This window comes from Streptomyces sp. HSW2009 (genome assembly GCF_040240285.1).
Classification (GTDB): Bacteria; Actinomycetota; Actinomycetes; order Streptomycetales; family Streptomycetaceae; genus Streptomyces.
The window spans coordinates 20,005-31,398 of the sequence record NZ_JBEHZD010000024.1; the positions used below are offsets into that span (position 1 = coordinate 20,005).

Annotated in this window: 11 protein-coding genes; 3 read left to right on the forward strand and 8 right to left on the reverse strand. The window is 70.2% G+C overall.

The annotated features are described in order from the left end of the window. The first annotated feature begins 57 nt into the window (after window positions 1-57). Window positions 58-627 carry a rhodanese-like domain-containing protein gene (locus AAHZ94_RS03455; RefSeq protein WP_349990396.1) on the forward strand — a complete coding sequence of 190 codons (570 nt, stop codon included), beginning with the start codon at window positions 58-60 and terminating at the stop codon, window positions 625-627. A gap of 136 nt (window positions 628-763) precedes the next feature. Here AAHZ94_RS03455 and AAHZ94_RS03460 read toward each other — a convergent pair whose 3' ends face one another. Next, a complete protein-coding gene (locus AAHZ94_RS03460) occupies window positions 764-1,381 on the reverse strand; it encodes a CGNR zinc finger domain-containing protein (RefSeq protein ID WP_349990398.1) in 618 nt (205 codons plus the stop codon). 173 nt (window positions 1,382-1,554) lie between these two features. On the opposite strand from AAHZ94_RS03460, the gene AAHZ94_RS03465 reads away from it, so the two are divergent. Together AAHZ94_RS03465 and AAHZ94_RS03470 are read left to right on the forward strand one after the other, a co-directional pair. Then, on the forward strand, window positions 1,555-2,295 hold the full coding sequence (locus tag AAHZ94_RS03465) for a metallophosphoesterase (protein WP_349990399.1): 741 nt from the start codon (window positions 1,555-1,557) through the stop codon (window positions 2,293-2,295). A gap of 28 nt (window positions 2,296-2,323) precedes the next feature. After that, window positions 2,324-3,019 (forward strand): LysE family translocator, encoded by a 696-nt coding sequence (locus tag AAHZ94_RS03470; RefSeq protein ID WP_349990401.1) that lies wholly within the window; start codon window positions 2,324-2,326, stop codon window positions 3,017-3,019. Between the two features lie 109 nt (window positions 3,020-3,128). Here AAHZ94_RS03470 and AAHZ94_RS03475 read toward each other — a convergent pair whose 3' ends face one another. The 7 genes from AAHZ94_RS03475 to catA all read right to left on the reverse strand — a co-directional run bounded on the left by AAHZ94_RS03475 (window position 3,129) and on the right by catA (window position 11,174). Continuing rightward, a complete protein-coding gene (locus AAHZ94_RS03475) occupies window positions 3,129-3,698 on the reverse strand; it encodes a hypothetical protein (protein ID WP_349990403.1) in 570 nt (189 codons plus the stop codon). 699 nt (window positions 3,699-4,397) lie between these two features. Continuing rightward, entirely contained in the window at window positions 4,398-5,591 is a 1,194-nt protein-coding gene (locus AAHZ94_RS03480; RefSeq protein ID WP_349990404.1) for a 3-hydroxybenzoate 6-monooxygenase, read from the reverse strand. Between the two features lie 37 nt (window positions 5,592-5,628). After that, window positions 5,629-6,063, reverse strand: a complete 435-nt coding sequence (locus AAHZ94_RS03485) for a DUF2834 domain-containing protein (RefSeq protein WP_349990406.1) — start codon at window positions 6,061-6,063, stop codon at window positions 5,629-5,631. A gap of 50 nt (window positions 6,064-6,113) precedes the next feature. Then, complete coding sequence (locus tag AAHZ94_RS03490) at window positions 6,114-7,598, reverse strand: flavin-containing monooxygenase (protein ID WP_349990407.1); 1,485 nt, start codon at window positions 7,596-7,598, stop codon at window positions 6,114-6,116. 17 nt (window positions 7,599-7,615) lie between these two features. Continuing rightward, window positions 7,616-8,506: a 1,4-dihydroxy-2-naphthoate polyprenyltransferase gene (locus AAHZ94_RS03495; protein WP_349990408.1), complete on the reverse strand. Its 891-nt coding sequence runs from the start codon at window positions 8,504-8,506 to the stop codon at window positions 7,616-7,618. Next, a complete protein-coding gene (locus AAHZ94_RS03500) occupies window positions 8,503-9,213 on the reverse strand; it encodes a methyltransferase domain-containing protein (protein WP_349990409.1) in 711 nt (236 codons plus the stop codon). The genes AAHZ94_RS03495 and AAHZ94_RS03500 overlap by 4 nt, the downstream gene beginning before the upstream one ends. 1,307 nt (window positions 9,214-10,520) lie before the next feature. Beyond that, complete coding sequence (gene catA, locus AAHZ94_RS03505; protein WP_349990410.1) at window positions 10,521-11,174, reverse strand: type A chloramphenicol O-acetyltransferase; 654 nt, start codon at window positions 11,172-11,174, stop codon at window positions 10,521-10,523. Window positions 11,175-11,394 lie beyond the last annotated feature (220 nt).

The following is an 11,394-nucleotide window of genomic DNA, read 5'->3' on the forward strand; positions in this document are numbered from 1 at the left end:
GTATACCCCCACGGGTATCTTACCCTCGGGGGAGCACACCAGAAAGGCATCCGAACCATGACCGTCACCGCGCTCACCCCCCACCAGGCCGCCGCCCGCTTCGGCGAGTGCACCGTGATCGACGTCCGTACCCCGGGTGAGTACGCCGCCGGCCACCTACCCGGCGCCCACAACATCCCGCTGGACCGCTTGGGCGACGCCGCGGCGGCCCGGACGGAGGCCCCGCGGCGCACCCCGCTCCTCCTCGTCTGCGCCTCCGGAGCCCGGTCCGCCAAGGGCTGTGACCAGTTGGCGAACCATGGCATCGAGGCCAGCACGTTGGAGGGCGGCACCCACGCCTGGGCCTCCATAGGCTACGAGATCGAGCGGCCCGAGAGCGCCCGCGCGACCTGGCCCATGGACCGGCAGGTCCGTCTCGTCGCCGGCACCCTGGTCCTGATCGGTTTCGTGGCCGGCCTCGCCTGGTCGCCCGCGCACTGGCTGTCCGGGGCCATCGGCGCGGGGCTCCTCTTCTCCGGCGTGACCAACACCTGCGGCATGGCCACGCTGCTGGCCAAGCTGCCCCACAACCGCGCCCCCAAGAGCGCCGTCACCTTCGACGAAACCCTGCGCCGCTTGACCGCTTGACCGCTTGACCGCCTGGCGCCGCCCCGGCGTCCGGGTGCCACGGTGGCCCTGCGCCCCGCCGCAGCCGCCGGGCCGGCCGGGGCCAGCCCGGCCACCAGGCCACCGCGGCAACCGGTGCACCCCACGGGGCGCAGGGTCAGGACGGGGCGGAACCGCCATCGGCCACCGTGCGCTGACGCCGATAGTGGCGGGCCGCCCGTGCCCGGTTCCCGCAGGACGGCTTGCACCACTCCTGTCGGCCGTGGCTCTTGAGGAAGTAGCGCACGCAGCGGGGCGCGGTGCAGGCACGTAGCTGCGTGTGCTGCGGCCCGCTGAGGAAGTCGATGGCGGCCCGGGCCAGGGCGGCGACGAGTCGTACGTACGGATCGTCTTCCGCGGACAGCAGCCGGGTGTCGGGTGCTCCGCCGGCGGGCCAGTCGAGCTGCGGGGCGACCGGTTCCCGCGCGGCGCTCGCATTGAGGTGGGCCACGGCCCGGTCGGTGGTCATCAGGCGATGGGCGTCCGCCGGGCTGGGCGGAGCGGGGCTGACCGCCCGGGCGAACAGGGCCCGGACCGCTTGCCGAAGCTCGATGATCGCCAGCCTGAGGTCTTCGTCCACCGTGAGTGCGGCGGCCGGAACGCGGTCGGCCAGCAGGCCCTCCTGCTCCTGGAGCCAGTGCGTCGCCCCCCGGATCGTGGCGAGGTCATCGGCGACGCCGCCGTCCCCGTCGTGGCGAATCGTGCTCGCCAGTTCCAGTGCAAGCCAGCGCTCCACGCGGCGTCCCCTTTCATCCCGGTGCCGGGCCGTCAGCCACTTGATCACATCGGCGTACACACCCTAGGGTCCCTAACGGTAAATGAAAAACTTCCGTTAGATGTCGGGGTGGGTGATGGCGTCCGCCCCGGCACGGGACGGCGGCCGGGCCCGCCATGGGAGGCGACTGCGGCATGACGCTGCTTGCACAGATCAGCGACCTACACCTGGACGGCAGCGAGCGGGCCACCCGCCGCGCCACCCGCGTCATGGATTACCTGCGGGCCCTGCCCCGCCCGGTCGATGCGCTCCTGGTCACCGGGGACATCGCCGACCACGGCGAGGAGGCCGAGTACGAGGAGGCGGCGCGGATACTGGCCGCCCCCTTCCCCGTACTCACCTGCCCCGGGAACCACGACGTGCGAGCGGCCTACCGCAAGGCCCTGCTCGGCCAGGCGCCCGACCACGGCCCCGTCAACCAGGTCCACCACATCGCCGGCACCGCCGTCCTGATGTGCGACTCCACCATCCCGGGGCGCGACGAGGGGCGCCTCGACGCCCAGACGCTCGGCTGGATCGACGCCACCCTCGCCGCGTTGCCGCAGGACGCCGCGGCGCTGATCGCCTTCCACCAACCGCCCGTCGTACTCCACCACCCCCTGCCCGACTCCGGCAGGCTCGAAGAGCCGCACCTGCTGGCCGAGTTGATCCACGCGCACCCGCAGGTCGTCGCCGTCCTCACCGGCCACGCCCACACCGCGGCCACCTCGTCCTTCGCCGCCCGCCCGCTGATCGTCGGACCGGCCGTCACCTGGACCCTGCGCATGCCCTGGGAGGGCGAAGGAGCCGCGGACCGGGACCAGCCGCCCGGCCTTGCCTTCCACGTCCTGGACGAAGAACGGCGCCTGACTACCCACTACCGCGTCGTGCTCTGATCCCGCACCCGCCCGATCCGGAGGCACCGTGGTCCACCCCTACGCTGTCGCCGGGTTCCTGGCGGCGGTCCTTCCGCTGATCGCCACCCCCGGCGCCAGCCTGGCCCTGCTGATCCAGCACGTCACCGACGGCGGTCGCCGGCAGGCCCTCCCCGTCGTCCTCGGCACGGTCACCGGTCTGTACGTCCATGCCGTGCTCGCCGTGGCCGGCCTGTCGGCCCTGGTCATGCACTCCAGCGTCGCCTTCACCGCCGTCAAGCTCGCCGGCGCCGGCTACCTCATCGGCCTCGGCATCTGGGCCTGGCGCTCCGCCACCCCCCCCGCGACGTCCAACCCGACCACGACACCCACCCCGACCGGGACACCCACCCTGCGTACGACACCCATCCCAGCCACGACACCCACCCCGCGCCGGCAGCGCCCGGCCAAGCGCGCGGATTCCGTCTACGCGCAGGCGTTGCTGGCCAACGTCCTCAACCCGAAGGCGGCGGCCATCTACTTGACCCTGGCCCCCCAGTTCATCGCACCCCGCCAGCCCTTCGGTGGCCAGATCCTGACCCTGGCCACCGCCCACGCCCTGCTGATCGCGCTCTGGCTCACCGCCTGGACCGTACTCATCCGCCGCGCCTCCTGCGCCCTGCGAACACCCTCCTTCAAACGCGCGGCAGCCAGGACCACATCGGTGGTTCTCCTCGCTCTCGGCGTCCGGAGCGCTGTGACGTAGCGCGCGGGAGGGTTGGCGGACGGGGGCGACGCCCCCTGCCGACGGTTGAGTGCTCGGCCCGGGAACAACCCGCCCCCACTCGGTGGGCAGCGAGTGCGCTACTCGCCGGTTACGGACACGGGATGCCGGGCTGTATCACGTGCAGCTCGATCTCTTCCTCGGCTTGCCAGCGGCTGTCCAGGGCGGTTCCGATCGCGGGCTGCTGGGAGCAGACCAGCCAGGAATCGGGTTCGCCGTCGGCTGGGTTCGCGTATGGGTTGACGCCAGGGCGGGCGCCGACGAGGCGGGAACCCTTGGTCAGCGATTTCTCTACATCGGCGAGAGCTGATCGCGCGCCGGACACCGTCAACCCGGTGACCTTGGGCATCTTCAGCCACGGGACCGGGTTGCCGTCCTTGTCCGGGCAGGGCTCGGCCTTGTGGACGGCGGCGAACTCAACCGACTTTTTCTGTTGCGACTGGAAGCACACGGACCAGTCGGCGCGGGGTGCCCGGTCGCTTTCAGTGGCATCGTGGGCCGATGAGGAAAGGCCGGCGAGACGCGCTTGCTCCTGGGCGGCTCCGAGTACCTGCCCTTTCTGGGGCGCGAGATCCGGCGGTGATTCTGCATTGTTGCCACATCCCACGGCCATCGTTCCACCGATGATGACCAGCGAGATCGTACGGAGGGAAGTTCTCATTGTTGGCCCTGCCGTTCTGCCGTCGATACGTTCTGGCCCATGTGCGGGTAAATGGTCTCCGGGCCCTTTCTCAAGGCCGTTTGGGCGGGAGAGACGTGCCGCTTGGCGCTGGCGGACAGCGGACTTCGGGCAGGTGACAAGGCGTTGCAGCGGATCCGTGTCCGGCCCTGCATCGAGGTGGTGCTGGTGGAGCGAACAGCAGTAGTGGTACGCATCAAGGGAATAAGAAGCCAACGCGGGCGTAGGCCCATACGGCGTGTCCTTTGAGTAGCAGGAGGCGGGCATGGTGGTTGGTCGACTTTCTGTCTCCTGTTCTGACGTCGCAACAGGTGTGGCATTCATCGGTGGCCGCTTATGGCGAACCCGTAACGTCAGCCGGCTCCAGTGCGTGATTCCCGTAGCGCCTCTCTGCTCGGCCAGGGTTCGAGGTCAAACGGATAGGACATTTAATGTCGAAGGCAATCAGGTCAACAAGTCGCACTAATGCTGGCAGTATCGCAATGAAGAGTCAAGAAATAGCGGGTAGTTGGCGGAGCCATTCCGCACTTCGGTGCGTCTTGAAAGCGACGTCTGGCTTGACTCATCCCTCCCCTTTGTATGGGCCGGGCATCGAACTCGCCGACCGCCGCAAGGGAAGGCCGCACGTGCCCCGCCCCCTTGATGGCTCCAGCAAGCCCCGGCCCCAGCCAGGCCCACGACTCAGCCGTTCCCCGGCCGGGCAGCGAAGTCGCGCGCACCGTGCAGCCAGGCCACGTACCCGTGGAGGTCGTCTTCGCTGAGGGCGCGCAGCATCGTGTTGCGGGCCCGGGCTTCCTCGCCTGTGGGGTGGAAGAGTTGTTCGCCCATCTGTCGGGCGAGCAATTGGACGCGCGCGGTCCGCTCCCTTCGTACGGCGTTGAACTCGGCCAGCCGCTGCGGCACGTCGGCGGCGGCGTCCGCGAGGACGTCGCCGAGGACGACGGCGTCCTCCAGCGCCTGGCACGCGCCCTGGGCGGCGTACTGGAGCATGGCGTGGGCCGCGTCACCCATCAGCGTCACCCGGCCGTCGGACCAGACGGCCACCGGATCGCGGTCGCACAGCACCCACTCGTGCCAGTCTTCGCCCAGGTCGAGGAGTTGCTTGGCGCTGTGGCCGAGGTGTCGGAAGCGGTGTCGTACGAGTTGCTGGGGCACGCGGCGCCCGGCGACCGGATCGCGGGCGCCGTCGTCCAGGGTTGCGGCGAGGTTGAGGTAGCGGCCGTTGCCGATGGCGTAGTGGACGAAGTGCCACTTCGGTCCCGCCCACAGCGTGACGGCGTTCCACCGCAGCCTCGGCGGCACCCGCTCGATGGGGATGACCGAGCGGTAGATGGTGTGGCCGGAGATCCTAGGTGGGCCGTCGCCCACCAGCCGTGCTCGTACCGTGGACCGGATGCCGTCGGCCCCGACGAGCAGGTCGCCGGCGAACGTCCGGCCGTCCGCCGTGCGCACCGTGACGCCTGTCGGGTGTTGGGCGTACGACGCGACGGACGCGCCGGACACCAACTCGACACCGGCCGCCGTGCGGCAGGCCGAGAGGAGCGGCTCGTACAGATCGACGCGCTGCACCACGGCGTACGGGTTCTTGAACCGTGCGCGGTACCGCCCGGTGAGCGGCAGGGTGATGACCGTCTCGCCCGTGACACCGTCCATGAAGCGCAGTTCGTCGATGAACACCGCGCGGCTCTGTACCCGGTCGCTCAGCCCCAGCAGATCGAGGGCGTGGAAGGCGTTCGGGCCGAGTTGGATGCCGGCGCCCATCTCGGTGAAGGCGTCCCGGCGTTCGAGGACGGTGGCCCGGTGTCCGTGTCTGGCCAGGGACAGCGCGGTCGCGAGGCCGCCGATGCCACCGCCGGAGACGAGCGCGTGTGCCATGTCGGCGCCCTCTCTCAGACCGGGGCGGCCAGGGCGGTCAACGGCCCGCCCGCCCGGTCGCCGCCCGCCGCGCAGCGCCCGCGGAGGCGGGCAGGTCATCCGGGTCGCGCAGGGCCGCGATCTTCAACTGGCGCACCAGCATGAACAGGCCGTAGCTGGCGATCAGGGCCAGCAGTGGAGCGCCGACGATGTACGCCCACACGTGCCGGATGCCGAACCTCCGCCCCTCGACGATCATGTAGGCGCCGAGCGCGGCCCAGGTCAGCACCAGATCGGCGTAGATGAACTGGGCGGCCAGATTGGTGGTCGCGTCCCGGAGGAAGTGGGTGACGACCCCGCCGGGGCCGGCGTCCGCGTTGCGCACCACGAACAGCACGGCCAGCGTGCCCATGACGGCCGCACCGACGAGGGCGGACGCCCCGTACAGCACGCACAGGGCACGGTCCCTGTCTGGCAATTCACGAAGGCGCATCGCCTCGTCCCCCTGGGAAGTGGTCGTCGAGCGGTCGACAGCACGCGGGATCATCGTTCGTACCGGTAGTCATCGAGGTCGAAGTGGCTGGCGCGCCAGGCCGCCTCGAAGGTGGAGGCCGGGCGGACGGCGGGAGCGTCACCGCGTTCGTCGAGGTAGTAGGTGTTCGTCCCCCGGCAACTGGGGTCGAGGAACACCGTCTGCTGCTGTCGGCGCAGCGTCCTGCGGAAGGATTCGTCGTGCTTGTCGGCACGGATGACGGCCTCGGTGGCCCGCCGGCGCCGCGCTTCCTTGATGACGCGCAGGGCGTGGGTGACCTGGTAGTCGATCATTCCGAACCACGAACCGCCGGTGAAGGAGTACGGGCCGACGATGAACCACAGGTTCGGATAACCCTTGACGGACGTGCCCTCGTACGACTGGAAGCGCTCCGTCCGCCAGAACTCCCCGAGGTCGCGGCCACCCCTGCCGTGCATCGGGAACGGCGGCAGGTTGTCCAGGACGTGGAAGCCGGTGGCCAGGATCAGCACGTCGAACTCCTGCGCCTGGCCGTCCGCGGTGCGGATGCCGGTCTCGGTGACCTCCACGATGGGTTCGGTGACGAGGTCGACGTTCTCCCGCGTGAAGGCGCGCCAGTAACCCTTGGCCAGCGACGGCCGCTTGCAACCCACCCGGTAGGACGGCGTGAGCTTGCGCATCAGCTCGGGGTCCCCGCCTACCTGCCGGCGCAGATAGACCCTGGACGCGGCCTCGCCCGCCCGCACCAGGAACGGGAAGCGGCGGTAGTGGACCATGGCGAGGACGAAGCTGACCTCCGTCGCCACGTCCGTGAGCAGCCGTACGGTCCGCTGGGTCCACGGGGCCGTCGCGAACATCCGGCGGACGGCCTGCGGCACCGGGAGGTCGGGCTTGGGCAGCAGCCAGATGGGCGTGCGCTGGTAGATGTGCAGGTGCGCCACGCGCGGGGCGATCTCCGGCACCACCTGCACACCCGACGCGCCGGTGCCGATCACCGCCACCCGCCGGCCGTCCACCTCCAGCGCCCGGTCCCACTCCGCGGTGTGGACGACGTCACCCTTGAACCGGTCGAGACCGGGGATGGCGGGCCTCTTGGGCTTGGTGAGCCACCCGGTGGCGCAGACCACGAACCGCGCTGAAAGGCAGGTCCCATCGCTCAGGGACACCCGCCACAGGTGTGCCCTCTCGTCGTAACTCGCTTGCTCCACCGCGGTGTTGAGGCGCAACTTGGGTCGGAGGTCGTACTTGTCGACGCAGTGGTCCGCGTACGCCTTCAGCTCGTCGCCCGGGGGGAACAGCCGGGACCAGGCGGGGGAGGGGTCCGAGGCGAAGGAGTAGGAGAAGGCCGAGATGTCCACGGCGATGCCGGGATACCGGTTGGCGTGCCAACTGCCGCCGACGTCGTCCCGCTCCTCCACGAGGACGAAGTCGTCGATGCCGGCCCGCCGGAGACCGATGGCGGTCCCGATGCCGGAGAACCCCGCACCGATCACCAGCACCTCGTGGTCCGGTCCCACCGTTCCCCTCCTCGGCTTCACAGCGCCACCCCGATCGCCTGGAGCGTTCCGAAGACGAGGAGCAGCAGACAGGTGTGTTCCAACGCCGGGATCAGCTCCCGACCGCCCGCCCTGCTGAGCACCCTGCGCAGCGGGAAGACGGCGACCGGTACGGCGCCGATGACCAGCAGCGTCCAGGGGCGGGTGGTGGCCATGGAGAGCGCGGCCACGAAAGCGCCCACCACGCAGCACACATAGAACCGGCGCGTCCGCACGGCGCCCAGCCGCACCGCGAGGGTGATCTTCCCGGTGACGGCGTCGGTGGGGAGGTCGCGGAGGTTGTTCGTGGTCAGCAGCGCACACGCGAGCAGGCCGATGGGCACGGACGCGGCCAGGGCCGCCCCGGGGACGTCGCCGGTCTGTACGAAGACGGGGGTGCAGACGAAGACGACGCCGTGGTAGCAGAAGATGCTGATCTCGCCGAAGCCGTGGTAGCCGTACGGCCGGGGACCTCCGGTGTAGAACCAGCCGCCGAGCCCGACCAGCACGGTCACCGGGAGGAGCCACCAGGAGACCGTCACGGCCAGCGCCACACCGGCCAGTGCACCGATGCCGTACAACACCGCCCCGTGCCGGAAGACCTGGCGTGGTGTCGCCCGCCCCGAGCCGACCACCCGGGTCGGGCCCGCGCGGTGGTCGTCCACCCCACGGATGCCGTCGCTGTAGTCGTTGAAGAAGTTCGTGCCGAGGACGAAGCCGAGTACGAAGACCACGGTCAGGGCCGCGCGCCACCCGTCGACGGAGCCGGCGGAGTGGGCGAGCGCGAGACCGACGGCCAGGGGCGCGTAGGTGACGGGGAGCGTCTTGAGCCGGGCACCGATCACCCAGTTGCGTACGGCGCCGCGGACGGGTTCCTGTTGCAGGGTCACTTCTTGGTCCCCACACCCAGGAAGAGGACCGCCGTCGACCGCGTCCGCACCATGCGCACCTCGTCGAGCCGTCCGACGGCGTACCCGGCCATCTCCCGCAGGCGCGGACGCAGCCCGATGAGGCGCAGGTCAACGCCGTGTTCCCGGGCGACCCGGGTCAGCCGCTCCCGGTTGACGAACAGCCGGTGGTCGTGGGTCCCGCGCGGTGGGCGGCCGGCGATCGGGACGTTCTCGGCCAGGGTGATGGAGACGAAGCGGGCCACCCTCGTGTCGGCGATGGTGTCCACCACGAGCGTGCCGCCCGGGCGCAGCACCCGGCACGCCTCGGCGACCACCGCGTAGGGGTCGGGCACGTGCTCAAGGCACTGCCCCGCGGTGACCACGTCGAAGGCGGCACCATCGAACGGCAGGTCGGCGACGTCGGCCCGGACGACCTCGTCGAAACCGTGCCGGAGCGCCTCGCGCAGCGACAGTTCAGAGAGGTCGACGCCGACCGTGCGGTACCCCTTGCCGACCGCGTACGGGCCGAACAGGCCACCGCCGCAGGCGACATCGAGCAGCGTGGCCCGCCCGTGGTCGGCGGCGGGAACGAAGTCGGAGCGCGCGCGGGCGATCCAACCCAGCGGTGCCAGCGCTCCGCGCGGGTCCCACCACTGGTCGGCGAGTCCGTCGTAGTCGGAGATGAAGTCCTTCCTGAGCCCTGCCACGTCCCCTTGCCGCCCACGCATCGGGCTACCCCCTTCGTGCGGTCCTCTGGCTTGCGGTCCTCTGGCTTCGTGCAGTCCGCCGGCCGCGGCCCCGTCGATCGGTGCACGCATGAGTTCCGGGCACGCCAGCGGCAGATTCGGGCACACCCAGTGAGAGATCCGGGCACGCCCGTGCAGGAGGCGGTCCCGGCGTTGGTGATCCTTCACACCCCGTGCGCGGTGGGGCCAGGGGCGTTTCCGCCCGGCTGGCGCGCAAAGAGGAAAAACTGAAGCGTATGAGGCGCGCGCATGCGGAAGATCACCCACTCGAATGCGAGCAGGCGCGTGATGTCCGCCCTAGTTCTCCATGAATCGGGCTGCGTTGCGGACGGCTGGAACGGCCGACCGTCCGCATCTCAGTGCACGTCCGGAGACGACGTTCACCGATGCCCCCTTCCCCGTTGGTTCGCGCAGATGACTGCGCGAGCTGTAAACCACGTTAGGAAGCGGGACACCCTCGCGCAATAGTCGAGAATAGGACGAGCCTGAGGTTGTCTGGAATTCAGTGAATCCTTTCCGGCCTGCTGCGGTCTTCTTGGGCGGTGGTCCACGATGACGGCCACCGAGGCCGGAGATCACCGCTAAGGCGTGGCTGACGCTATGTCAAAAAATCTGTGAGTAGCGGTAGTTGAGGTCTGACGGACGGCCCGTCTGGGGAGCCGTCGGCCGGTACCCGCCTCGGGACAGGCGTGATCTTCCTCCTGCTGCATGCCCGCGGGTTGATGCGGAATGCTGACGGCGCGGAAGGGTGGATTCGAGTGGGGGATTTCAGCCGGGACTTCGGGCGTTCTTTCGATAATTCCCGCATGCGAACTCGGCGGCGTGGGACGGATGGGGTTCATAAGGCCGATGGTGCTGCGGGCTATTACACGCGGGGCCGTCACCCAGGTCTCCCGGATCGAACACAGTGGCCTTCTCGACCTGGGGGCGCATCCAGCGAGCTCGCTCGGAGTCCGGGCCGGGGGCTAACGGCTACTTCGGCATGTACGACCGGACCGCCTGGTGGGCGCTGGTGTCCGGGGTGGCCGAATCCGGAGGGCCACCGACCCCGGAACGGGCGCGTCCGGTGCCTGATTGCGCGCTCCGGTCGCACCGGGGAGGTGGAGCGGAGGTGCTGCGGCCCGCCCGCCCTGCGCGGCCTCGAAGAGCTGCGCGGGCGGTACGGGCTGACGCCCTTCACCCGGCGGGCGTTCGGCGGACTCCGGTCGTAGGAAGTGGACTTGAGGGCCCGGACTCGAAGCCCGGGCCCGGGGCCCTGTCGTGGGGCGTTACGCCAGCCACGTCGGGTCCGCGACGAGTTCCTGGAGCTCGTTGACGAGCCGTGCGGAGTGGAAACCGTCCGCGGCGGCATGGTGCACCTGCACGGCGAGGGGCAGCAGGACCCGGCCGTCCCGCTCCGTGTAGCGGCCGAGCGTGAAGATGGGCGCGAGGTGGTCCCAGCCGTCGCCGATGTTGAGGTTGAAGCCGGTGAAGGACGCCCAGGGCAGGCTGGACACGTCGAAGGTGTTGGCCGGCCGCTGGTCCTGCGGGAAGAAGTCGGCGGCGCGAGCGTGCTCCGCGAGCAGCGGGGCGGCGGCGTCGTGGAACGCGCCGAAGTCGGATTCGTAGGGCGACCACACGCACGCGAACGTTTCGCGCTCCGGGTTGAACACCGTGAAGGCGGGATGGACGACGGGCCAGACGGCCGGTTCGCCCGTCGGGGTGAGGCACATCCTGAACTCGTCATGCCGGTTGACGACCGTGGCGAGTGCCCAGACCTGCGCGAGGTAGGACTTGCGCCGCGACCGGCGCAGCGCCGCGGCGAGTGCGGTGACGTCCACCTCCACCGTTATCGAGTACGTGCAGGGAACGCGCCGGCGGTAGTGCTCGAAGTGCTGTCGGCGCGGCCAGGTGTCGAGGTCGATCGGGGTGGGGGCGGTCATCCGGTCATCATGCCGGGTGGTGGGGGTTGGGTGGGAACTGTTTTTGCCGGGGGTGGTGGGTCGGCCGACTGGCTCCGTGCCGGGGGACCTGCTCCGTACCCACCCAACGGGCCGGGCCAGGTCACCCGTCCCACCAGGCACGCCGGCCTCGCACCAAGCCACCGGCCTCGTGCCAAGTCATTCGCTCCCCACCAGGTCACTGGCTCCGTACCAGGTCACC